Source organism: Serratia sp. Tan611 (assembly GCF_905188235.1).
GTDB lineage: Bacteria > Pseudomonadota > Gammaproteobacteria > Enterobacterales > Enterobacteriaceae > Serratia_B > Serratia_B rhizosphaerae.
Genome location: NZ_LR994655.1, coordinates 353,500 through 375,256 on the forward strand (window position 1 = coordinate 353,500; position 21,757 = coordinate 375,256).

The following is a 21,757-nucleotide window of genomic DNA, read 5'->3' on the forward strand; positions in this document are numbered from 1 at the left end:
TCGTCAGCAGACAAGCCCTGTAATAACCAGTACAGGCGCGTCAGTTATTTTCCCTGAAAATTTTCAGCTGATGAGGCTGTCCAAGCTGTGAGCATATTGTTAATGTTGTTTTTTATCTTCAAAAGGAATGAGGTATTTATGAACTTGCGAAAAATATGTGCTGCTGGACTAATGAGTATTTGCATTGGCGCTTCATTTTCCGTCAGCGCTGCTTGCTCAGAAGGTATGGCTGCAGTGACGAAATCTGGTTTTTATGCAGCCATTAACCAAAAAGATTATTCCAAAATGCAGAGTGCTGTTGAGAGTGGTAGTGAAGATGTAATCAAAAATTTGGTTCAGGCACATTCTATTATTAAAGTCCCGGAAGGAGTTGAAGTCTGTATTAAAGATCCACGAGAGGGATTTCAGTGGTATAGAAAGCATATCACCATCTCTGGGTACCCAGGCGAATATTGGATCTCGGATAAAGGGTTAAACGAAGTAAATTGATTATCTGATTTTGCCCATCGCATAACTCGTGATGGGCAATTAAACCTTCCCCTTCTAAGCAATAACTCCCCGAAAAATTATCAAAATTCCATAAAGAGTTATCCGCTGACCTGATCCCCTGTATGTCGCACCCTGACAGCACCCTAAATCACCAAGGAGTGCTGCATGCGTATCCCCGTAGTTACCCGAGGACTGGGCGCCGGCTGTTTGCTGGGGTTGTCATTCCTCACCGCATTGCCTGCCTGTGCTGCCGAAAAAGATGAGCTGGCGTCCGCCCAGCGCATGTTGATTCAGGTACAGGCGGCGCTTGAGCGCGCACGGGTTGCGGCCGTCCAGGCCGATCCGGCTGAGCGTGGTCGTTTCTTTTTCGACTATCGCCGCGCCACCTCTGATCTCAACACCATTAATGCCGGCATCGACCGTTATCTGGAGCCGTCACGTGCACAACCGCGTGATGGCGGCTCCGTCACGGGCAATTACCGGCGGGAGCGTCCCTGATGGCCATGACCGGCGCCCAGGAACAGGCCTTCAATGCGGCCAGCGGCGGAGTTGAGATCAACGTCATGTCGCTGGTTTGTATCGGTGGGTTGTTGGCGGTGCTGTTTGTCTGGGCTGCCTGGGCCTGGATTGATGTTTACGAAGGCTGGAGGAACGAAAAAGTCCCCACCAAGGCGCTGATCCGCTTTGTCGTCAAAACCGTCGTGTTGCTGGTCGTCGTTATGTGGATGTTCGCCAGCTAATGCTGGCAGGGCGTTGAACCCATTACTCGTTGTTATTTTCACACTGCAATTTAAGGAACACGTTATGAATGCTGTAGTTCGTCTTTTCCGTCACTTCTCCACGCGCATTGCGGTGGCGACATCTCTGGCCGTTGCGGCCAATCAACCCGCACAGGCAGCCTTACCTGCAGTGGAGCCGCCGTCATCCGGTGGTGGCGGCGGTCTGATGGATACCATCAAAGGTTACATTCAGGACGGGATTGTCCTGGTGGGACTGGTGCTGGCCGCCGTGGCATTTATCGTGGTCGCCAATGCTGCCGTTTCAACGTTCCACGAGGTACGGGAAGGGAAGGCGGTCTGGGGCAAATTCGCTGCCATCATCGTCGTTGGCGTGGTGTTGGTCGTGGCCGTCATTTGGCTGGTCGGCAAATCTGCTGAAATCCTGTTCTAGGGGCGCTCGCCATGCAGACTATCCGATTTTTGCCTGATCGTCTTAATGCTGAACCGGTCGTATTCCGTGGATTTACTACCCCGGAGATGGTGCTGGGTGCAGCAATTGGCGTGGGCCTGGGTCTGCTTGTGTCGCTGCCGTTTCTGCTTATTGCCGGTTGGGTGGTGATCCCCACCGGCATGCTGCTCACCCCGCTGGCGGTTCTTTGGTTTGGTGGCAGCCGGCTGACGCGCCTCAAGCGCGGTAAGCCGGAGAATTATATCTGGCAGCGGCTTGAGCTGCGTAAACGTCGTATGGGGTGGAGTAGTCCCACCCTCATTATCGACTCACAGGGCTGGTCACTGCGACGCAGCCGAGCAGTCAAGAGGTCAACATGAGCCGTTTTCGTCATGCGGTAAAAAACCGTGACCAGCACATCATGACGCTGCGTGCAGCATGCGGCGTGCTGGTTGTGTTTCTCCTGGTCGCCATCCTTGGCTGGATGCGCGCGCCATCCAACCTGACTATCCATAACCCGCCTGATCTGCGCAGTGGCTCGACCCGCGCCTGGTGGGAAGTCCCGCCCAGCACGGTCTACAGCTTCGGTTTCTATATTTTTCAGCAGCTGAATGCCTGGCCGAAAAATGGTGAGGTGGATTACCCGGCCAAAATCAATGCGCTTTCTCCTTACCTGACGCCGTCGTGCCAGCGCTTCCTTAATGCGGACGCCAAAAAACGCAGTGAGTCCGGCGAGCTGGCCGGCCGTACACGCGTTGTCTTTGAAATTCCGGATCACGGTTACAACGCCCGTTACAACCAGAATCCGGTCGACATCAAAGGTCGGGATAACTGGGTCGTTCGCCTGGATTTGGTGGCTGATGAGACGTTTGCCGGCGAGCCGGTGAAACGCGCCCTGACCCGTTATCCGCTGAAAGTGGTGCGGTCGGAAGGGGATCCAGAGCGCAATGAATTTGGTCTGGCGCTGGATTGTTACGACAGTATGCCGCAGCGCCTGGCGGCGGCACCGCCAGCGCCTGCGCCTGAGAAAAAAGGAGTCTTCCAATGATGAAAGCTCGCGTATTGGCGCTTTCTCTGAGCGTGTTGACACTGTCAACACTGGTTTCTGCACCAGAGGCGCAGGCAGAAGAACTGATGAAGTGGGAGCGTATCCCACTGCAGATCCCGCTGGCGGTCGGCAAGGAGCGTGTGCTGTTTGCCGATAAAAATGTCCGCGTCGGCTTCCCGCCGGCGCTGAACGGCAAGTTGCGGGTGCAAAGCAGCGGTGGGGCGGTGTATCTGAAAGCGGACAGCGCGTTCCCGCAGACCCGCCTGCAGCTGCAGGACGTCGAAAACGGGGAGGTCATCCTGCTCGACGTCACGGCGTCTGACAAAGGCTCTACAGAGCCGGTACGCATCGTCTACAGCGGTGAGGTCTCCTCGGTCAGCAGCAGTCAAGACAAACCGGCCTCCGCAGAGGGCGGTAGTGCCTCGCCAGGTCAGGATGACGGCAGTCAGGCGAAGCGCAAGAAGGTGAAATACAACGCGCCGTTGCCGGTGGTGCTGACGCGTTACGCAGCGCAGAGCCTGTACGGCCCGGTGCGTACCGTCGAAGCCGTGCCCGGCATCCATCCGGTGAATCCGCACCTGCCAAAACGCATCACTACGCTGTATCCGTCCGAGCCGGTCTCCGTCACCCCGCTGGGTGGCTGGGGTATCGGCAGCCGCAACGTGGTGGCGCTGAAAGTGAAGAATACGGCGAGCCGCAAAATCACGCTCGACCCGCGGGTATTGCAGGGACAGTTTGTTACGGCGACGTTCCAGCATCGGTACCTCGGGCCGGTTGGCACACCGGAGGACACCACCACGCTGTACCTGGTGACCTCCGGTCGCCCTGACGGCGCGTTTGTTGCCGAGCCGTCGGTAGTGCGCAAGGCGGTGAAAGCGGCGAAGAAGGGGGCAAACCATGGCTGATGTGAAATCCAATATGCTGCCGAAAGTGATCGTGTTCGGCATGCTGGCAGCGGCCGTGCTTGTCGGCCTTAAAGCCTGCAGTGGCAACAAGACTGCAGAGAAGCCGCAGCAGGCGCAGAACGTGCTGGCCAATATGTCCCCGGAAGAGCTGCGTGCGCTGGGCGTCGAAGGGGATACCCCGGAAGACACGCTGCGCACCCTGGTTGGCACGCTGCGTACCACGCGGGCACAGCAGGCCGAGCTGCAGAAAAACATCGATAACGTGCTGAAGGAAAACGAGGCTCTGCGCAAACGCAACAGCAACGTCTCCGGCCAGGTGAATGAAGCGGTGGCCGGCTTCCAGAAACAGGCTCAGCAGCGTCAACAGCAGCTGCAGGAGCAGCAACAGACGCTGATGGGGCGTATCCAGTCGCTGACGGACCAGTTGGCCAGCAACAAGGACAAGGCCAAAAGTGACAGCGACATGCCGCTGGGGCTGGGACTGGACGGCATGGGCGCCGCCGGTGGCAGCGCAACTGCCGGCGACGACGGCCTGATGTGGGTCGGGCCGAAGGACCAGAAAGAAGTCGATCCGCGTAACCCGAACAGCGCCAAGGAGGGGCCGCAGTTCCCGACGTCGTTCCTGTCAGACAACGCCATCACGCGCCAGAAAGCTGCCTATGAGCAGCAGGTCAAAGGCCGCACCAATGAACAAGGGGCGGAGGAGAATGCCGAGCCGGTGTTCACCCTGCCGGAGAACTCGACCCTGGTGGGCAGCCGCGCGATGACGGCGCTGCTGGGTCGCGTGCCGATCAATGGCACGGTAACCGATCCGTACCCGTTCAAGCTGATGATCGGCAAGGACAACCTGACGGCCAACGGCATCGAACTGCCGGATGTGGAAGGGGCGATTGTCTCCGGTACCGCCAGCGGCGACTGGACGCTGTCGTGCGTGCGTGGCCAGGTCAACAGCATCACGTTCGTGTTTGCCGACGGCACGGTGCGTACCCTGCCGCACCCCGATACCAATATGAAAGCCAACAGCAATAACAACAGCGGCAACAACGGGAAGGATGTCAGCACTACCGCGGGCATCGGCTGGATCTCTGATGATAGCGGCATTCCGTGCATCGGCGGTGAACGCAAGTCGAATGCCTCCACTTACCTGCCGACCATTGCCGCCCTGTCGGCCGCCAGCGCGGCCGGTGACGGTATCAGCCAGGGGCAGTACACCACGCAGAATAACGTCAACGGCATTACCTCGACCATGACCGGTAATGCCGGGCAGGCGGTGCTGGGCAAGGCGCTGTCAGGCGGGATGAAAGAGACGGCAGATTGGGTGCGTGAGCGTTACGGCATGATGTTCGATGCCATCTATGTACCACCGGGCCAGACGCTGGCGGTGCATATCACCCGCCAGCTGGCGATCGACTTTGAAACGAAAGGGCGCAAGGTGCGTTATGACGACTTCAGCCTGCCGGGCGAAGGCGGCGGCGCCGGCGGTCTGGACTAAGAGAGGAAACCATGATGAAGACAATCCGATCGGCCCTGGTCATGTTGGTGATTGGCGCCGCGCTGTCCGGCTGCTCCACCTCAAAGGAAGAGATGTTGCCGCCGGGTGACAGCACGATGCTGCAGCTCTGGCAAGGTGAAGATGGCGGCGGCTCCACGCGTAATGCGGTGGCGGCCCGGGACAGCCTGCGCCGCCCGCTGACGGAGAGCGAGAGCCAGGCCAGTGTGGCTGACGATCGCAGCTACAGCCGTACGCAGGAGAGTGAGATCAGCCAGCAGTTCCCGCGGCTGCCGAATCCCGATCTGGTGATGTACGTTTTCCCGCACCTGGCGGACGGTAGCACGCCGGTACCGGGGTACAGCACCGTGTTCCCGTTTTACAGCCAGGTGCAATACGCAATGCCGGGTGAACGGACGGAGGCCTACTGATGCGATTTTCCCTGTTTGATAAAAAGCGCCTGACACGCAAAAAAGCGGTGGCGTCGGCGGAAGCTGAAGCGATGACCATCACGGAAGATGGTGCGCCGTTGTCGGTGGCCGGCCGCGAAGCGCTGACCCGCCCGGGCAAGATGACCGTCCAGGACGAGAAGAAGATTTACGACGCCAATCCGTCCATCATTGATTATTTGCCCTGGGCGGAGTTTCTGGATCATGAGCAGTGCATTCTGCTCGATGACGGCGTATCCGTCGGTGCGGTTTATGAAGTCACCCCGGTGGCGACGGAAGGGCGAACCACCGACCAGCTGGAGAAGATGCGTGATACGGTGGAAGACGCCCTGCAGGACTCGTTTGATGAGCATGATCAGAACCCCTGGGTGGTGCAGTTTTTCTGCCAGGATGAAGACAATGTTGATGCCTACCTGAGTCGCCTGCGCGGCTATATCAAGCCGCATGCCCAGGGTTCTCAGCTGACCGAGTCCTGGTTGCAGGAAACCGAGCGGCACCTGCGGGGTATCGCTCGGCCGGAAGGGCTGTTCAAGGATACGCTGATCACAGACCAGCCCTGGCGTGGCCAGCAGCGCCGCACGCGCATGGTGGTGTACCGCTGGATTGGTAAAGGCAATACCGACCCGATGCCACCGGTTGCCATGCTGAACCAGACCTGTGAACGGCTGACCGGTGCACTGAACGGGGCCGGTGTGGCTTGTGTGCGGCAAAATGGCGCGCAGGTGCATGACTGGATGCTGCGTCACTTCAATCCAAACCCGGAATGGGTGGATAAAAATACGCTGTACCGTGAGGCGGCCTATTTCGACAGCCGCGATACGCCGGAAGGCATGATGCCGGTACAAAACGATTTTGCCGAAACATTGTGGTTTACGCCGCCGGTGTCCGATCCGGACCACGGCGTGTGGTGGTTTGATAATCAGGCGCACTGCGCCATCCCTGTCGAGAAGCTGCGTCGCGCGCCGGAGCCCGGGACCATTACCGGGGAGATGAAGCGCGGTGAGAAGAAAATCAATGCGCTGATGGACATGTTCCCGGAGGGGACGATGGTCTGCATGACCATCGTGGCACAGCCGCAGGACACGCTGGAAAACGACTTTAACAAGCTGTCGAAAAATGCCGTCGGCGAGAACACCGAGTCCGGGCGTGTACGCCAGGATGTGGCTCAGGTTAAGGAATACCTGGGCAACCGGCACAAGCTGTATCGCGCCGGCATTACCTTCCTGCTGCGCGCCGGCGACCTGACGGCGCTTAACCACAAACGCGTGGAGCTGACGAACGTGCTGCTCGGCGCCGGCCTGCAACCGGTGCGCCCGGAGTTTGATGTGGCGCCGCTCAATACCTACCTGCGTGCACTGCCGATGTGTTTTAACCCGGAAACGGACAAAAAGCACTGGTACACCCGGCTGACCTTCGTCCAACACCTCGCCGGCCTGTTGCCGGTCACCGGCCGGGAAACCGGCACCGGTAACCCCGGCCTGAGCTTTTTTAACCGCGGCGGTGACCTGCTGACGGTGGATCCGTTAAATAAGGATGACCGCAGTCAGAACGCCCATATGTTGTTTTTTGGTCCTACCGGTGCAGGCAAGTCGGCAACGCTCTGTGCGGCGACGACGCAACTGATGGCCGTCCACCGGCCGCGTCTGTTCATCGCCGAGGCCGGTAACTCGTTTGGCCTGCAGGCGGATTATTTCGAAAGTCAGGGGCTGACGGTCAACAAGATCAGCATCAAGCCCGGCAGCGGCGTGTCACTGCCGCCGTTCTCGTTTGCGCACAAGTTGATTGAGGAGCTCAGTTCACTGGAGCTGGACGAGAGCGAGCTGCGCGATATCGATGCCGATGATGAGGACGAGGATAAACGCGATTACCTGGGCGAAATGGAAATCTCGGCGCGTATGATGATCACCGGCGGCGATCCGAAGGAAGAAGCCGAGCTCAAGCGTGCCGATCGGGCGATGATCCGCGAGGCGCTACTGATGGCCGCACAGACGGCCTATGATGAGCAGCGCCAGATGTTGCCGTCCGACCTGCAGAACGCGCTGTATGACATCGGCAATGACACGAGTAACGAAAAGCGTAACCCGCAGCGCCGGGCAAAAGCGGCGGAAATGGCCGAGGCGCTGGGCATGTTCACCCAGCCTGGCTCCTTTGAGGCCGAGCTGTTCAACCGTGAAGGCTCGCTGTGGCCAGAAGCGGATGTGACGCTGATTGACCTGGGGCATCTGGCGCGTGAGGGGTATGAAGCGCAGATGGCCCTGACGATGGTGAGCCTGACCAACACCATCAACAACATTGCCGAGCGTGACCAATACTCTGAGCGGGATATCGTCTTTGTGGTCGATGAAGCGCACATTGTGACGGTCAACCCGCTGCTGTCGCCATACATGACCAAGATCGTCAAGATGTGGCGTAAGCTCGGCGCCTGGTTGTGGCTGGCCACGCAGAACTTAAAAGACTTCCCGGATATTGCCGAGAAGATGCTCAACATGGCCGAATGGTGGGTGTGTCTGACCATGCCGCCGGAGGAGGTGAAGGATATCGCCCGCTTCAAGGCGCTGACGGCTGAGCAGGAATCGGTGTTGCTGTCGGCCAGCAAGCTGTCCAGGTGTTATACCGAAGGCGTCATTTTGTCGAAAAAAGTGGAAGCGTTGTTCCGGGCCGTGCCGCCTAGCCTCTACCTGGCGCTGGGGATGACCGAGAAGGAAGAGAAGGCAGAGCGCCGTGCGCTGATGCAGGAGTTCGGTTGCACCGAGCTGGAAGCCGCGTTCAAGGTGGCGCGCAAGCTTGATCGCCTGCGCGGTCTGGTTGCCAATGACGAGGAAGCGGGGAGCCAGGCTGCATGATGATGTTGAAATACCCCGAGCCAGCTGTTCGCCCTCAGGAAGTGCCGTCACAGGGCACCGGCCTGTTTACGCTGCCGCCCCAGGGGGCAGCGACCATCAGCCAGACGGATGCGCAGGCACTCAGGACGCTGTGTGATGCGCTCCGTGAGCGGTTGTTGGGGCGGGTCGTGCTGACGGCACACCCGCACCGTATCGGGAGTCGAACCAGCGTGGCGCTGCATCTGGAAGGTCGTTTGGGGCAATCTGTCGATATCCTGGTGACGGTGACAGGAACCACTTCCTGGCCACAGCCTGAGGAGTACGATCACCCTCGCTGGTACATTACCGTGCCGGACGCGGCGGATGTGGTGTACCTGCTGCTTCATCTGAGCGATCTGTGCGAACGTTTTCAGGTCAACTAGTTGCGTCTATACTTACTGTGAACTTGTGACAAATTGCAAAAATGCTCATCACTTATACCGGCCACAGGGCCGGTTTTTTTTGCCTGAGAGATATGCCCTGGTTGATTACCCCTCAGCGTACCGGTAGCATCTCTTATGTTTATAAATTGTTAATCTCTGCTTTGGCGGGGATGATGCATGCACAAGGGTAACGTAAAGAACAAGTTATGAGTGAATATACTAAAACTATCATGTACATGAATGAAGTAACGAAGCTCGAGATAGATATTGTTATCCTGCTAAATATTTTAGTAATAGGGCTTTTGGCTTTGACAGTCTGTGCTTATAGAGAATTAACGAAGAATGCTCGGAAGTGACGCACCTTCTGACAAATGACCTGTTGTTTTCAATGTTTATTAGCACTGATTCGTAAGGAAAAAGGATGCATCCTGTTCTAAGAAAGACCTTAGGTGGCTTATCTGCGGCGTACTATGGCCGCCAGTTCGTTTTTGGCCTGGCGATTAGCGCGCTGATCTTATTCATTCAAACGCGTGATCTGCAGGCTCATCCATTGGAGTGGGGATTGGTCGTTCTTCTGGTGATCAACACGGTGTTATATCCCTATGCGCGGTTCGTCTACGAAAGCATTGTCGACTTCATTGTGGGTAACAATATCTTCGTGGGGAATGCGCTATTCATGCTGTTTGTGAAGTTGATAACCATGGTTATCTGCTGGAGTTTCGCGATCTTCATCGCACCAGTGGGTTTGGCTTACCTGTATTACTACCACACGAAAGCAGAGTCGCGCGCACGCAGCGAGTGAGGGCGGTATCAGATCTCCTGGTGGCTGACGTGCCGGCCAGCTGCCAGGGGGGCATCGATTTTCATTTGCCCTTATCTTATGCGATGCTTTAGCCCTCATTAAGCATAAGGATCCTGCGCGATGCCTGATTTTTCCCGCTGCGCCTTTTCTGAAGGCAGCGTTTCCCTGCCGGACGGTTACAGCGACCGCACTGTTAACGTGCTGTTGCCCGGCGACGACTTTTCTCCCTCCCTGAATATCTCTCGTGATGTGCTGCAGCCTGATGAGGCGCTGGCCAACTACATCACGCGTCAGCTCGAAGAGCTATCCCAGGGCCTCAAGGGCTGGGTGCTGAAAAAGCGTGAGCCGGCGTCGTTGGGCAAAGACCAACTGCAGGGCGAATGCGTACATGCCAGCTATCTGCGCGATGGCAAACGCGTCTGGCAGCGCCAGGCGGTATTTGCGCTGCAGGAAGGTCACGTTCTGGTGTTCACCCTGGCGCATACGCGTAAATTGTTGCCGCAGGATGATGCCTTGCTGCAGCAGGTTTTGGACAGTTATCAACCGGCATAACAACAGGAGGTTGTGATGGGCGAAGCAGCACGCGTCGGCGATGCGATTGGCCATTCCCATGCGTTGGCGGGGATGATTGGCGGCACGATTGTTGGTGGCCTGATTGCCGCTGCCGGCGCGGTGGCGGCGGGCGCGCTGTTCGTTGCCGGCCTGGCGGCATCCTGCGTGGGCGTCGGCGTATTACTGGTGGGTGCCAGCCTGGCGGTGGGTTATCTCACCGGGGAGTTGGCGACCAAGGCGCGAGATGGCATTGCGGAGGCCGGCGCAGGGAGCCTGACGCCTGCCGGCAAGATAGTGACCGGCTCGCCGGATGTGCGTATCAATGGCAAGCCGGCGGCCATCGCCACCGTCAGCCAGGTCGCCTGTGACCAGGACGGCCCCAGCATGCAGATGGCGCAGGGCTCGGACAAGGTGTATATCAACGGCCAGCCGGCGGCACGCGTGGGGGATAAAACCAACTGCGACGCCAAGGTGATGGAAGGTTCGCCCAACGTGCGTATCGGCGGCGGCACCGTCACCACCCTGCCGATAAAACCGGAAGTGCCGGACTGGATGTATAAGATTTCCGACCTGACGCTGCTGTTTGCCGGCCTGGTAGGCGGTGTCGGTGGCGCGGCCAGCAAGCTGGGGGCGCTGGGCAGAATGCTGAGCAAGGCGCCAGGCATCAACAAGCTGGGTCGTGTTGCCTGCCGCTTTGGTACTTTAATGACTGCCACGGCCGCCGCCGGCATTATCGCCCGGCCGGTTGATATCATTAGCGGCCAGAAGTTCCTGTCCGGCGACGACGAACTGGACTTTGTGCTGCCGTCGCGCCTGCCGGTTGAGTGGCAGCGCTACTGGCGCAGCGGAAACCCGGCAGAGAGCGTGCTGGGCCGTGGCTGGAGTCTGTTCTGGGAAAGTAGCCTGCAGCGGTACCAGGATGGCCTGGTGTGGCGTGCGCCGTCCGGCGACTATGTCTCCTTCCCGATGGTGCCCAAAGGGCATAAAACCTACTGCGAAGCGGAAAAGTGCTGGCTGATGCACAACAGCGATGGCAGCTGGCAGGTGTTCGACGTCAGCGAACAGGCCTGGCACTACCCGGCCTTATCCGATGAACAACCGAGCCGGCTGCAGATGGTGACTGACCTCGCCGGCAACGCGGTTTCCCTGTTCCACGACGACCAGGGCCAGCTGACCGAGCTGGTCGACAGCGCCGGTCAGCGGCTGGCGTGTCGCTACCTGACCACCGCCAACGGGCTGTCCCGCCTGAGCACGGTGCTGCTGCATACCCCGGACGGCGAACTGCCGCTGGTGCACTACGCCTACGATGAGGAAGGGCAACTGGTGACCGTCAGCAACCGCGCCGGCGAGGTCACCCGACGCTTTGGCTGGCAGGATGGGCTGATGGTCAGTCACCAGGACCACAACGGCCTGCTGAACGAGTACCGCTGGCAGGAGCTTGACGGCCTGCCGCGGGTGGTGGCCTACCGGAGCAGCGCCGGCGAGCAGTTGGAGCTCTATTATGATTTTGCCGGCGGCATGCGGCGGGTGGTGCGCGATGATGGCCGGCAGGCGCTGTGGCAGCTGGATGACGACGACAACGTGGCGCAGTTCACCGATTTTGACAGCAGAAAATCGGCGTTTATCTATGAACGGGGCGAGCTGTGCGGCGTGGTGCTGCCGGGCGGTGCGCAGCGTCAGAGCGAGTGGGACCGTTACGGTCGCCTGCTGAGCGAGACCGACCCGCTGGGGCGCACCACCACCTATCAATACTCCCGCAACAGCGGCCGCCTGTTCTCGGTTACCTATCCGGACGGTAGTCAGGCGTTTCAGCACTGGGACACCCAGGGGCGCCCGACGCAGCAGATTGATGCGCTGGGCAAAGTTACCCGCTATCACTATCCCGACGAGGAAGAGAGCCTGCCGGAACGTGTCATCGATGCGCTGGGCGGCGAGGTGAAGCTGGCCTGGAACGCTCAGGGACTGCTGACGCGCTATACCGACTGTTCCGGCAGCGTCACCGCCTACGCCTATGATGCGCTGGGGCAACTGACGCACCGCACCGATGCGGAAGGCCACCTGACCCGTTACCGCTGGGACGCCGCCGGCCGGCTGCAGACGCTACTGCATCCTGACGGCAGCGAAGAGCAGTTTGCCTGGAATGCGCAGGGCCAGCTGGCCGTACACCAGGACCCGCTCGGCAGCGAGACGCGCTGGCAGTACAACCTGCTGGGCCAGCCGGTCAGTGTCACCGACCGCATCCAGCGTATGCGCCGTTATCACTATAACTGCCGCGGCTGGCTGACCAACATCGAGAACGGCAATGGCGGGGACTACCACTTTAGTCACGATGCCGTCGGCCGACTGAAGGGCGAGCGGCGTCCCGACCGTCTCGACCGCTTTTATCGTTATGGCCTTGACGGGCAACTTACCGAGTACCGGGAGGTCGCGCCGCCGGACGTAGAGCCGCAGCCGTCCCCGCGGCTGCATCAATTCCGTTATGACGACGCCGGCCAGCTGGTCTGGCGCGCCAACGACAGCGCCGAGTGGCATTACCACTATGATGCGGCCGGGCGCATGCACCGCCTGACGCGCACGCCGACCGCTGCCGGCATTGAATTGGGTATCGAGCCGGACAGCGTGCAGCTGCGCTACGACAAGGCCGGCAACCTGTTGAGCGAGCAGGGCGTCAATGGCGAGCTGCAGTACCAATGGGATGCCTTGTCCAACCTGCAGGCGCTGACGCTGCCGCAGGGCGACCGGCTGCAGTGGCTCCATTACGGCTCCGGCCATGCCAGCGCCATCAGGTTTAACCAGCAACTGGTGAGCGAATTCAGCCGCGACCGGCTGCACCGGGAAACCGGCCGAACCCAGGGTGCACTGCAGCAGCAGCGCCAATACGATGCGCTGGGGCGGCGCAGCTGGCAAAGCAGTGCTTTCAGCCACGGACAGATAACCAAACCGGAAGAGGGCGTGCTGTGGCGCACGTTCCGCTATACCGGGCGCGGCGAACTGGAAGGTGTCAGTGATGCGCTACGTGGCGAGATCCATTACGGCTACGACGCGGAAGGACGTCTGCTGCAGCACCGTGAGTCGCAGCAGGGCAGGCCGGGCCACCGGCTGCGCTACGACCTGGCGGATAACCTGACCGGGGAGCAGCGCGTCAGCCGAGACCCGGATGCCGACCTGCCGCCGGCGCCGGTGGTCAATAACCGGCTCGAATACTGGCAGCGGATGTTTTACCGCTATGACGGCTGGGGCAACCTGGTCAGCCGGCGTAACGGGGTTTACCAACAGCATTACGTCTATGATGCGGACAACCGGCTGATAAAGGCGCACGGCCGCGGCCCGCAGGGGGATTTTGAGGCGCAGTATCACTATGACGCGCTGGGACGCCGCACACGCAAGACGGTAACTCTCAAGGGGAAAGCGCCGGAAACCACGCGCTTCTTGTGGGAGGGCTACCGGCTGCTGCAGGAGCAGCGGGACAACGGCACGCGCCGCACCTGGAGCTATGACCCGGACAGTGCCTGGACGCCGCTGGCGGCCCTCGAGCAGGCGGGCGACGGACAGCAGGCGGATATCTACTGGCTGCACACCGACCTTAACAGCGCGCCGCTGGAGGTGAGCGATGCCGAGGGCAACCTGCGCTGGTCCGGCAACTACGACACCTTCGGCAAATTGCAGGGGCAGACGGTCGCCGGCGCCGAACGGCGCAAGGGCGCGCTCATTGACCAGCCGCTGCGTTATGCCGGCCAGTACCAGGATAATGAAAGCGGGCTGCATTATAATCTGTTCCGCCACTATGAGCCGGAAGTAGGGCGCTTTACCACACAGGATCCGATAGGATTGCGCGGCGGGCTAAACCTGTATCAATATGCACCAAACCCATATGGATGGGTGGATCCTTTAGGGTTAATGCCATGGCCAAACCCAATACGTCAAGGTCACCACCTTATCTATAAACAGAAAGCCAAGAGTATTGGGTGGGATCACCTTGCATCCGGTAGTCAGACGCCGACTTATTTCTTCAGTGAGCCCTATACGCCAGGTGCACATGAAGCAATTCATAGAGCGCAAAAACCACATGTTGGATCTGTGCAAGGTGCCTGGCAAGGCAGTGGCGATGAGCTCATTGCTGCAAGTAAAGCAGGGCTGGGTGAGGTAGATTGGGTTAAAGGTGATTTGAAAATACCAGCAACAGGTGAGGTTTTAGCCAAAAACGTATCACCTGCAAAAGCATTTGAAGCCTTGGAAAAATGGCATCATGAGAAGATAGGAACAACAGGAAAAGGTGGGTGTTAGTATGAAATTATTTCCGGAACTCTATGGTTTCGTTGTTTTCTCTGAACAGCCGTTGCTGTCTTTCATGAAAGAGAACGGTATAGGAAAGGATTTGCTCACCTTTATGACGACGAATGATGAGGCAGATAAGCTGACCGAAGCGGGGATCATCCTCCCTATTTTTGAAGTGCCTGAGGGGTTATATGAGGTATCCCTGCAGTGTTCGCAGCCTGCGGAGGATACCTCCAAACTTGGTGTGTTCAAATCAGAGGGTAAATTGAGCATCTGCGGTATGGGGTACTTGGCGGATTTTGATGTAGAAGCCTTGCGTAACAGAGAGAAAATCCAAGACTTTTCGATCCCTCAGGGAGTGTTTGAGTTGTCCTGTGCCATTGATGAATCCAATGAGAAAATTTCATTAATTTTGGATTAGCTAAGGTGCTAATGAGCCTGATGAAATTCGAAGCCTTGGTACTGGTATGTTATGAAGAGGACGATGCGCTCACTGTTGCTCTGGGCGATAATGAGCAGTCGCCTGTGAATTATCTAATCATTACTCGGTTGGATGATGAAGATAATGACTCAATTGATGAGGGGATTGGTCTGCAAACATCACAGTCTGCTTATGAAGCATCGGCAGCGATCGAGAAGGTAATTTTGCATTCTGACCGTTTAGATGTGGTTATCACGCCTGATTCACATGAGCATTTCGGTTGCTCGAAGCTCGAAGGTGTGTTCTCTGAAACGGTGTGTAATACGCCTGAAAAAATTGCTCTGTTACGAAAGTATCTTGAAGCAATTTTCAACGGCAGTAAGACAACCCTTATATTTTCATGAGATTAAAATTTTCATAATCCAATAAAGACTTCTTTGCTGCCTTTCTGACCATGTCGTAGCACCCTGTGTGGATTCTATCCATGCAGGAGTGCACGCCATGAAAATCAGCACGTTGCTGACGTTGTTCCCTCTGCTGATGCCGGCATCGGTGCTTGCCGGCACGGTACTCTATACCGATTCTCACCATCCCCCGACCAACATCGATACGTCGGTATCCGTGATTTATCTTGACGGCCCGGAACAGTTGCAAAAGCAACTGTTTGGTGAGCTGTCGTCAAACCCCGACGAGGCCGAGCGCCAGGCGCAGGCCGTACTTAAATCCCCGCAATGGCAGGCGAACGAGCAGCAGTTGGCCACGGTTTACCGTGCAGTGGTGCACGCCTGGGAGTTGGGCGTCAAAAAAGTGCCGGCGGTGGTGTTTGACGACACCGACGTGGTGTACGGCACTGCAGATGTTGCTCAGGCTGTAGCGCTGCGCCAACAGGCGGGAGGAGGGACGCATGCAGGCAATTAAGCATCCCGTCATCCGCTATCACGGTGGAAAGTGGCGGCTGGCTCCCTGGATCATCAGCTACTTTCCTGCTCACCGTTGTTATGTGGAGCCCTTTGGTGGCGCGGCGTCGGTGTTGCTGAGGAAAGCCGCCAGTGATGCCGAGGTGTATAACGACCTCGATGGCGATGTGGTGAACCTGTTCCGTGTGCTGCGTGACCCGGCTATGAGCAAGCGCCTGGCACATGTCTGTGCGCTGACTCCCTATTCTCGGGATGAATTCAGGGCGGCTTACTCCCCGAGCTCTGACGCTGTTGAACAGGCGCGTCGGTTGGTAGTTAGGGCAACGATGGGATTCGGCAGCGCGGGGGCAACTCGCGGCGTGACCGGTTTTCGTCTGGATACCCGCCGCAACAGCACAACCGCACAGCGTGTATGGGCCTGTCAGCCGGATAATCTTGCTGCCGTAGCCAGCCGCTTTGCCGGCGTGCTGGTCGAGAACCGTGATGCGGTTCAGTGTATGCAGGACCATGACACACCTGACACTCTGCACTTTGTTGACCCGCCTTATTTGCACGATACCCGCGTCCAGGTCGCCAAGAACAGCGCTTACCGACATGACATGACAGATGTTGACCATCTCACGTTGCTGAACTGCCTCAGACAGCTTCGCGGGAAGGTCATCTTGTGTGGTTATCCAAATTCTCTCTACAGCGACCTGCTGCCGGATTGGGCATGCGTTTCCCGAATCACAATAGCGAATGGCCGCGCCGGCTCAGTACGGCGCACGGAGTGTTTGTGGTTAAACCCAAATATTGCGTCGTCCCGTGAACACGGTGTGGCGGCTCAGACTGTGCTGGCGCTGCAGCCGGCAGGAGGTGTGTGATGAGAGGTTCGCAGAGTCCTTCGAAACTGAAACGCGCGTTTTGCGCGGCCGGGGTGGGCACCGTATTGTTGACGGCCTCGGCGCCGGCCACGCTGGCAGCGCTCAACACCGCGCAGATTGTTGCCAGCGCCGTATCGCCGTCATGTATCAGCTGGCGAGTCAGCGGTATCTGTTACTGGCTGTTCTGCGGTTTTCATGGCTGTACGGTGCGAACCTCGGTCAAGGTGACGCACTTTATTCCGGAAGCGGTGGTCTCGACCTACAACAGTCAGGGCGGCAATCCCTGGCGTGAGATGTCGATGGTCAGCCAGGCCTCCGGCGGCCTGGAAAGCAGCATTACCGGCGCTTTGAGCGGCGTATCCGCCGGCGGCGGTAATAACGAGCTGAAAACCCCCGGTCAGCGCAAGACCAACCTGCATTTCAAATACTCTGATGCGATTGGCCACCCGGCGACGTCGATCATTGGCGGCAGCATCCCCGGGTATTCCTGCCGCAGCGCCGCCATGCCGTTTGTGCCGTATTTCCTCAGCACGCTCGACAGCCTGGCATGGCGTACCGGCATGCCCGAGTCCCTGTATCCCGAAGCCCTGGTGCCTGGTCAACGCGAGATTGGCAGCCAGGCCGGCTCCAATATGTGGGGGAACGTCTATCCCCGGTCGGGGTTCGTGACCCAGGTTGATGACGACAAGGCCGGCGCCGTCGTGGCGCAGCGGGTGGCTGACATCATTACCCGCTCCGGCCAGCCTCACGTGTACCAGCCATTGATTGGCCAGCGCTCGGAAGGGTACTGGCCACCGGGTTCCGTTCAGGAGAATACCGGCACCCGCAACCACAAATGGCAGCGTCTTTCTCCGCAGTTGAGCCAGTCCTGTGCGGTCTTCCCGGACGGCGACCATCCGCCGGCGGCAGATGCCAACGCCGCCTTTGCCCTGTGGCAACCCTACAGCTGCTGCCAGCGCCGCGGGCAGCGTTTCCTCTACAGCACGGATTTCTGAGGTCTGAATGATGAATAACACGATGCATACATTTTTACGGGGACGGCGCAGTCTGCTGTCTCTGCTGATTGCCGGCAGCCTGGCGCTGGCCGGCACAATGAGTGCGCACGCTGATGACAATGACGACAACGGTACGCTGTTTGGCGTTTCGCTGCCGCAGGTCAATGACAGCAATGTCGGGTACGGAAAGAGCGCCAGCGGCGCGGTGTCTGACAAACTGTTCTACTCGCTGGGCGGCGGCTCGGTAATTTCGCAGCCGGCGACACGCGGCAACATGCAGCGGCTGGGCATGAACCTGGGCTGGAGTTCGGATTTGATGTGCGGCAACTTCGACCTGAAAACGACGATCGGCAACCAGCTTAACGGTGTCACCGACGGGTTCAAAAACCTGATGAGTGACGTTATCCAGGGCGCCACCGGTGCGGTGGCCAGCCTGCCGGCGATGGCTATCCAGCGCGCCAACCCGGGGCTGTATGAAATGCTGACCAACGGGGTACTGCAGGGGGGGGTTGCCTTCGACAAGGCACAGCTCAACTGCCAGAACCTTTCCAAACGCATGATGGATATGGCGGATACTGGCGCCTGGAGCCAGGCGGCTGCGATGGAAGAGGCCAAAAGCCTGGTCAACAGCAGCGGCGGCGATGCCGTCCGCTCGATGAATGCGACGGAGAAAGTGACCGGCCAGTCCGGGCAGACCTGGATCGGCGGGCAGAAACGCGGTGGCTCTGGCCAGCCGGCCATCAAGCCGACCCATGACCTGGCAGCAGCCGGCTACAACATGATGAATGCGCTGCCTGTCACCAGTACCTCCGGCGTGTCCGGCAGCAGCTGCACAGGCGGCGCCTGCGCCAAATACGCCAGCAGCGAGGAGGCCGCCGCTGCGGTGGTGAAGGTGTTGGGTGACACGTCATTACGCACCTGTAAAGACGCATCGCAATGCACCAGTGGTGAAGGCGATGAGCAGCCGGGCAGCACCGTGGCCGGCACCGGTTTTGCTCCGATGCTCGAGGAGGCCACCAAAAGCAATAATGAGCAGTTGGCCAAACTGGTTAACGGCGCTGAAAAACCGACGGCTGCGAACCTGGCCAAGCTCAAATCCGGCAGCCTGGCGGTGACCGCCGGCGTTGTGCGTGCACTGCAGCGTGACCCGGACAATGCTGCCCTGGTCGGGCGTCTCGCCAGCGAGCTGGCGATGGCCGATACCATCGAGACCGCCTTCCTGATGCGCCGCATGATCACCACCGGTATGTCCGAACCGAATGCGGCTGCGCAGAAGGTGGCGATGCAGGAAGGTGATCGCCGCATCGAAGCGCTCGATCGGGAAATCACGGCGCTGAAAAACGAGATGGAGATGAAACGCGAAATCTCCCGCAATGCGGTGCTGACCATTATCGATCGCGAGAACAACCGCGCTGAAACCAACCCGCAGCGTCAGTCTGCAGACAGCCCGGATACCAAGTTTAATCAGCTGGCGGTACCGGAAACTGACCAGTGAGCGTGGAGATAACTATGACTGAATCAGAGAAGAAAGACCTGCTGCCCCGCCGGGGCGGCAGGTTTGGTCGGGGCGCGAAACGCGCCCTGCAGCTGCTTGCCATGCTTGTGGTGGCCATGGTCATGGCGCTGGGGCTCGCGCACTGGGGCGTTACTCACCCCGGTGAAACCACCGCGCTACGTAGCTGGGTGCACAGTACCCGTTACGGCTGGCTGTTCTGGCGCCTGGCGCTTTATGCCGTGCTGGCCTGGGGATTTTGGAAAATCTGGCATGCTCCGGGCGTTAAACCGGAACACCGGCAGCCCCTCAAGCGCATGGCCATCGCGTGCGCGGTCTTTGCCCTGGCGTGTGAATACTCCATCTTCGGCGGAGGGCTGACGCTATGATGACCAATAGTTATCTGGAGTATTTCCTGACGCTCCTCGGTTGGATTGTGAACAACGGCCTGTGGGAGCTGCTGGTCAGCACCGGGCTGTTTGTGCTGCCGCTGCTGTTCAAGGTTGTCGGCATCTGGCTGAAAGTCCGTGAGGAGGGGGAAGATGAAGGTAACAAGGGGATGTTGTCCCTGCCGCGCATCGAGAACCTGCTGTACGGAGCCTTCTTTGTGATGCTTGCCTGCTGCCTGCCGCTGATGAACGTCAGCCTGGACACCATCAAGTATGACAGCAGCCGAGCGAGCACCTGCGGTACCTGGACGCCGAAGAAACCGGATGAAACCGGGTACGCCAGCATGATGTCGAGCATGAACGGCCAGACGGCGAAGGTACCGGTGTGGTGGCTGGTCGTCCATAAGCTGTCGAAGGGGATTACGTCTGCGGCCGTGGCCAGCATTCCCTGCCGGCCAGACCTGCGTCAGGTGCGTTTTGAGGTCCAGCACAGCCGGGTCAATAACCCGGCGCTGGCGAAGGAGTTGCAGGACTTCACCAATGACTGCTACGCATTGGCGCTGTACACCTGGCAGAACCGTGACCAGGGACAGACAACGGACAAGGCGACGCTGCGTGATATCGAATGGTTGGGCTCGAAAACCTTCCTGAATGGCGGGTACTACAACAACCTGCAGTCGAAGACGCCGCGCGCCAGCTTCCCATGGAACGAATCACGGGACAGTGGCCGGCCGAACACCGGCCGGGGTGGGTATCCGACCTGCAGCGAGTGGTGGTCGGCGGCCGACACCGGCCTGGAAGCCCGGGTAGTGAAACAGGTTGATCCGGGTGTGATGCTGCGGATGTCCGCCGCGCTCAAGATGATGGGTGAGAACAACGCCGACTACAAGGAGGCGGTGGTGCGTCGCCTGGTCAGCCCGGATAACCTGACGGTTTCCCAGGGCGGGCGCGCTTATGCCGGCTATGGCGGTAACGCAGACTTCACAGGTGACAACGCAGTGACGCGTATGGCCTCACTCGGTGGTACAGCTCTGGGGAGCCTGGCGGCCTTCCCGGCCTTTGATGCCATGCGACAGGCCTTGCCGATGGTGCAGGCTGTCCTGCTGATGGCGGTGTATATCATGGTACCGCTTATTCTGGCCTTTGCGGCCTATGAGTACAAAACGGTGATCACCGTGACGTTTGTGGTGTTCGCACTGAACTTCCTGACGTTCTGGTGGGAGCTGGCACGTTGGCTGGACAGCTGGACGTTGGAAGCACTTTACAGCTCAGACTCGCACAGTCGTTGGAACGTGGCCGGCTTCCAGAACAGCTCCGATGACCTGATCATGAATCTGGTGATGGGAACTATGTTCATCGTGTTACCGACAGTTTGGATGGCCGCGCTTTCATGGGCCGGTATTAGTGCAGGGCAAGCGATTGGTAATGCTGTAAATGCTGGGTCAAAGAAAGCACAAGATACAGGAGGGCAGGCAGTCGACACTATGAAAAGAACAGTAAAGCTGTAATATAATCACTGTACTAGAGGGCTGATTGATTCAGCCTTCTTATTCATCCTCCTGGTCAATCCGATATTCTCCGCAATATAGTCCAAACCCTTGGTTACCATCTCTATACTCTGTAAAAGACTCATTATTATCTGAATCAAAATTCTCAGAGTCAGTTGCGTGGGAGGATGTTTGGTTCACCTGTTGCAATATGAATGCGATAGCCCATATAAACAGTAAACATCCTGCAATAACCACACCTCCTAGCAAGGCTGCAGTAAGGGAGGAGAGAAATGCTATAACGATAGGGGAGTGCCCAATCCAGCCTGGTAGCTTATAGCTGCTTGCTTTAGCAACACAGTAAGAATCCCACTTCAGAATGGTACTTTTGAGACGCTTCCATAGATTTGCCATACGCACACCGCGCTGATAGGCGTGGTGCTGTGTTGTATCGTTCATCATCACTCCTTAACTCGGTGATAGCCTAATCCTATCTTAGCTTAAATAACAATCAATTGCTATTTGCCTGGTTCCTCAGGTAGCAAGCGACCAAGCCTGTCTTTTTGTGTACGATGATGTGCCAGGCGTTCTTTGAAATAAGCCCTCAGATGTTCAGGCTGCTCAGCTTCTACCAGCTCGGCGATCACCGGCATATTGTAGCGCTCCTTGAAAGCAACGCCGCCGGCAGCCAGGTCGACGTTCACCTTATCCATATCCTCTTTGGACAAGTTGGCCAGGTTGTATGAGTGGGTCATCGTCAGGTCTCCTTTTTC

24 protein-coding genes are annotated in these 21,757 nt (G+C 58.4%); 22 read left to right on the plus strand and 2 right to left on the minus strand.

The window, feature by feature from the left end; genetic code table 11:
* The first annotated feature begins 138 nt into the window (after positions 1–138).
* The 22 genes from TAN611_RS01565 to TAN611_RS01670 all read left to right on the plus strand — a co-directional run bounded on the left by TAN611_RS01565 (position 139) and on the right by TAN611_RS01670 (position 21,005).
* The gene (locus TAN611_RS01565) at positions 139–489 is read left to right on the plus strand and encodes a hypothetical protein (protein WP_203067157.1); all 351 of its coding nucleotides are present in this window, start codon (positions 139–141) and stop codon (positions 487–489) included.
* Positions 490–654: 165 nt separating this feature from the next.
* Positions 655–987: an RAQPRD family integrative conjugative element protein gene (locus TAN611_RS01570; RefSeq protein ID WP_203067158.1), complete on the plus strand. Its 333-nt coding sequence runs from the start codon at positions 655–657 to the stop codon at positions 985–987.
* Positions 987–1,229, plus strand: a complete 243-nt coding sequence (locus TAN611_RS01575) for a TIGR03758 family integrating conjugative element protein (protein ID WP_203067159.1) — start codon at positions 987–989, stop codon at positions 1,227–1,229. Before TAN611_RS01570 ends, TAN611_RS01575 begins: the two co-directional genes overlap by 1 nt.
* A 64-nt stretch (positions 1,230–1,293) precedes the next feature.
* Positions 1,294–1,659, plus strand: coding sequence for a TIGR03745 family integrating conjugative element membrane protein (locus TAN611_RS01580; protein WP_151428235.1), 366 nt, complete (start codon positions 1,294–1,296; stop codon positions 1,657–1,659).
* 11 nt (positions 1,660–1,670) lie between these two features.
* The gene (locus TAN611_RS01585) at positions 1,671–2,036 is read left to right on the plus strand and encodes a TIGR03750 family conjugal transfer protein (protein WP_203067160.1); all 366 of its coding nucleotides are present in this window, start codon (positions 1,671–1,673) and stop codon (positions 2,034–2,036) included.
* Positions 2,033–2,704 (plus strand): PFL_4703 family integrating conjugative element protein, encoded by a 672-nt coding sequence (locus tag TAN611_RS01590; protein WP_203067161.1) that lies wholly within the window; start codon positions 2,033–2,035, stop codon positions 2,702–2,704. The genes TAN611_RS01585 and TAN611_RS01590 overlap by 4 nt, the downstream gene beginning before the upstream one ends.
* Positions 2,701–3,609, plus strand: a complete 909-nt coding sequence (locus tag TAN611_RS01595) for a TIGR03749 family integrating conjugative element protein (RefSeq protein ID WP_203067162.1) — start codon at positions 2,701–2,703, stop codon at positions 3,607–3,609. Before TAN611_RS01590 ends, TAN611_RS01595 begins: the two co-directional genes overlap by 4 nt.
* Entirely contained in the window at positions 3,602–5,101 is a 1,500-nt protein-coding gene (locus TAN611_RS01600; RefSeq protein WP_203067163.1) for a TIGR03752 family integrating conjugative element protein, read from the plus strand. The genes TAN611_RS01595 and TAN611_RS01600 overlap by 8 nt, the downstream gene beginning before the upstream one ends.
* A gap of 14 nt (positions 5,102–5,115) precedes the next feature.
* Complete coding sequence (locus TAN611_RS01605; protein WP_370576257.1) at positions 5,116–5,529, plus strand: TIGR03751 family conjugal transfer lipoprotein; 414 nt, start codon at positions 5,116–5,118, stop codon at positions 5,527–5,529.
* Complete coding sequence (locus TAN611_RS01610) at positions 5,529–8,390, plus strand: conjugative transfer ATPase (protein WP_203067165.1); 2,862 nt, start codon at positions 5,529–5,531, stop codon at positions 8,388–8,390. The genes TAN611_RS01605 and TAN611_RS01610 overlap by 1 nt, the downstream gene beginning before the upstream one ends.
* Complete coding sequence (locus tag TAN611_RS01615; protein ID WP_203067166.1) at positions 8,387–8,791, plus strand: acetyltransferase; 405 nt, start codon at positions 8,387–8,389, stop codon at positions 8,789–8,791. The genes TAN611_RS01610 and TAN611_RS01615 overlap by 4 nt, the downstream gene beginning before the upstream one ends.
* Before the next feature lie 421 nt (positions 8,792–9,212).
* The gene (locus tag TAN611_RS01620; protein ID WP_203067167.1) at positions 9,213–9,593 is read left to right on the plus strand and encodes a hypothetical protein; all 381 of its coding nucleotides are present in this window, start codon (positions 9,213–9,215) and stop codon (positions 9,591–9,593) included.
* 120 nt (positions 9,594–9,713) lie between these two features.
* A complete protein-coding gene (locus tag TAN611_RS01625; RefSeq protein ID WP_203067168.1) occupies positions 9,714–10,145 on the plus strand; it encodes a DcrB-related protein in 432 nt (143 codons plus the stop codon).
* 15 nt (positions 10,146–10,160) lie between these two features.
* Entirely contained in the window at positions 10,161–14,429 is a 4,269-nt protein-coding gene (locus TAN611_RS01630; protein ID WP_238404495.1) for an RHS repeat-associated core domain-containing protein, read from the plus strand.
* A gap of 1 nt (position 14,430) precedes the next feature.
* On the plus strand, positions 14,431–14,841 hold the full coding sequence (locus TAN611_RS01635; protein WP_203067169.1) for a hypothetical protein: 411 nt from the start codon (positions 14,431–14,433) through the stop codon (positions 14,839–14,841).
* Positions 14,842–14,861: 20 nt separating this feature from the next.
* Positions 14,862–15,245 carry a hypothetical protein gene (locus TAN611_RS01640; protein ID WP_238404496.1) on the plus strand — a complete coding sequence of 128 codons (384 nt, stop codon included), beginning with the start codon at positions 14,862–14,864 and terminating at the stop codon, positions 15,243–15,245.
* Between the two features lie 97 nt (positions 15,246–15,342).
* On the plus strand, positions 15,343–15,759 hold the full coding sequence (locus tag TAN611_RS01645) for a TIGR03757 family integrating conjugative element protein (protein WP_203067171.1): 417 nt from the start codon (positions 15,343–15,345) through the stop codon (positions 15,757–15,759).
* Positions 15,746–16,621, plus strand: a complete 876-nt coding sequence (locus TAN611_RS01650) for a DNA adenine methylase (RefSeq protein ID WP_203067172.1) — start codon at positions 15,746–15,748, stop codon at positions 16,619–16,621. The genes TAN611_RS01645 and TAN611_RS01650 overlap by 14 nt, the downstream gene beginning before the upstream one ends.
* A complete protein-coding gene (locus TAN611_RS01655; protein WP_203067173.1) occupies positions 16,621–17,616 on the plus strand; it encodes a TIGR03756 family integrating conjugative element protein in 996 nt (331 codons plus the stop codon). The genes TAN611_RS01650 and TAN611_RS01655 overlap by 1 nt, the downstream gene beginning before the upstream one ends.
* 10 nt (positions 17,617–17,626) lie before the next feature.
* Complete coding sequence (locus tag TAN611_RS01660; RefSeq protein WP_203067743.1) at positions 17,627–19,111, plus strand: integrating conjugative element protein; 1,485 nt, start codon at positions 17,627–17,629, stop codon at positions 19,109–19,111.
* A 14-nt stretch (positions 19,112–19,125) separates the two neighbouring features.
* A complete protein-coding gene (locus TAN611_RS01665; protein WP_203067174.1) occupies positions 19,126–19,497 on the plus strand; it encodes a hypothetical protein in 372 nt (123 codons plus the stop codon).
* Complete coding sequence (locus tag TAN611_RS01670) at positions 19,494–21,005, plus strand: conjugal transfer protein TraG N-terminal domain-containing protein (RefSeq protein ID WP_203067175.1); 1,512 nt, start codon at positions 19,494–19,496, stop codon at positions 21,003–21,005. The genes TAN611_RS01665 and TAN611_RS01670 overlap by 4 nt, the downstream gene beginning before the upstream one ends.
* Before the next feature lie 39 nt (positions 21,006–21,044).
* On the opposite strand, the gene TAN611_RS01675 is transcribed toward TAN611_RS01670, so the two are convergent.
* Both TAN611_RS01675 and TAN611_RS01680 read right to left on the minus strand, forming a co-directional pair.
* Complete coding sequence (locus TAN611_RS01675) at positions 21,045–21,443, minus strand: DUF3742 family protein (protein WP_238404497.1); 399 nt, start codon at positions 21,441–21,443, stop codon at positions 21,045–21,047.
* A gap of 59 nt (positions 21,444–21,502) precedes the next feature.
* Positions 21,503–21,739 carry a DNA polymerase III subunit theta gene (locus TAN611_RS01680; RefSeq protein ID WP_203067177.1) on the minus strand — a complete coding sequence of 79 codons (237 nt, stop codon included), beginning with the start codon at positions 21,737–21,739 and terminating at the stop codon, positions 21,503–21,505.
* Positions 21,740–21,757: the final 18 nt, after the last annotated feature.

Bases quoted from the DNA above. Each gene is read 5' to 3' on its own strand.
- TAN611_RS01620 (WP_203067167.1), top strand. From the start codon at position 9,213: ATGCATCCTGTTCTAAGAAAGACCTTAGGTGGCTTATCTGCGGCGTAC.
- TAN611_RS01630 (WP_238404495.1), top strand. From the start codon at position 10,161: ATGGGCGAAGCAGCACGCGTCGGCGATGCGATTGGCCATTCCCATGCG.
- TAN611_RS01660 (WP_203067743.1), top strand. From the start codon at position 17,627: ATGAATAACACGATGCATACATTTTTACGGGGACGGCGCAGTCTGCTG.
- TAN611_RS01585 (WP_203067160.1), top strand. From the start codon at position 1,671: ATGCAGACTATCCGATTTTTGCCTGATCGTCTTAATGCTGAACCGGTC.
- TAN611_RS01615 (WP_203067166.1), top strand. From the start codon at position 8,387: ATGATGATGTTGAAATACCCCGAGCCAGCTGTTCGCCCTCAGGAAGTG.
- TAN611_RS01625 (WP_203067168.1), top strand. From the start codon at position 9,714: ATGCCTGATTTTTCCCGCTGCGCCTTTTCTGAAGGCAGCGTTTCCCTG.
- TAN611_RS01610 (WP_203067165.1), top strand. From the start codon at position 5,529: ATGCGATTTTCCCTGTTTGATAAAAAGCGCCTGACACGCAAAAAAGCG.
- TAN611_RS01600 (WP_203067163.1), top strand. From the start codon at position 3,602: ATGGCTGATGTGAAATCCAATATGCTGCCGAAAGTGATCGTGTTCGGC.
- TAN611_RS01675 (WP_238404497.1), bottom strand. From the start codon at position 21,443: ATGAACGATACAACACAGCACCACGCCTATCAGCGCGGTGTGCGTATG.
- TAN611_RS01565 (WP_203067157.1), top strand. From the start codon at position 139: ATGAACTTGCGAAAAATATGTGCTGCTGGACTAATGAGTATTTGCATT.
- TAN611_RS01640 (WP_238404496.1), top strand. From the start codon at position 14,862: ATGAAATTCGAAGCCTTGGTACTGGTATGTTATGAAGAGGACGATGCG.
- TAN611_RS01645 (WP_203067171.1), top strand. From the start codon at position 15,343: ATGAAAATCAGCACGTTGCTGACGTTGTTCCCTCTGCTGATGCCGGCA.
- TAN611_RS01635 (WP_203067169.1), top strand. From the start codon at position 14,431: ATGAAATTATTTCCGGAACTCTATGGTTTCGTTGTTTTCTCTGAACAG.
- TAN611_RS01665 (WP_203067174.1), top strand. From the start codon at position 19,126: ATGACTGAATCAGAGAAGAAAGACCTGCTGCCCCGCCGGGGCGGCAGG.
- TAN611_RS01595 (WP_203067162.1), top strand. From the start codon at position 2,701: ATGATGAAAGCTCGCGTATTGGCGCTTTCTCTGAGCGTGTTGACACTG.
- TAN611_RS01570 (WP_203067158.1), top strand. From the start codon at position 655: ATGCGTATCCCCGTAGTTACCCGAGGACTGGGCGCCGGCTGTTTGCTG.
- TAN611_RS01650 (WP_203067172.1), top strand. From the start codon at position 15,746: ATGCAGGCAATTAAGCATCCCGTCATCCGCTATCACGGTGGAAAGTGG.
- TAN611_RS01605 (WP_370576257.1), top strand. From the start codon at position 5,116: ATGAAGACAATCCGATCGGCCCTGGTCATGTTGGTGATTGGCGCCGCG.
- TAN611_RS01655 (WP_203067173.1), top strand. From the start codon at position 16,621: ATGAGAGGTTCGCAGAGTCCTTCGAAACTGAAACGCGCGTTTTGCGCG.
- TAN611_RS01670 (WP_203067175.1), top strand. From the start codon at position 19,494: ATGATGACCAATAGTTATCTGGAGTATTTCCTGACGCTCCTCGGTTGG.
- TAN611_RS01680 (WP_203067177.1), bottom strand. From the start codon at position 21,739: ATGACCCACTCATACAACCTGGCCAACTTGTCCAAAGAGGATATGGAT.
- TAN611_RS01575 (WP_203067159.1), top strand. From the start codon at position 987: ATGGCCATGACCGGCGCCCAGGAACAGGCCTTCAATGCGGCCAGCGGC.
- TAN611_RS01580 (WP_151428235.1), top strand. From the start codon at position 1,294: ATGAATGCTGTAGTTCGTCTTTTCCGTCACTTCTCCACGCGCATTGCG.
- TAN611_RS01590 (WP_203067161.1), top strand. From the start codon at position 2,033: ATGAGCCGTTTTCGTCATGCGGTAAAAAACCGTGACCAGCACATCATG.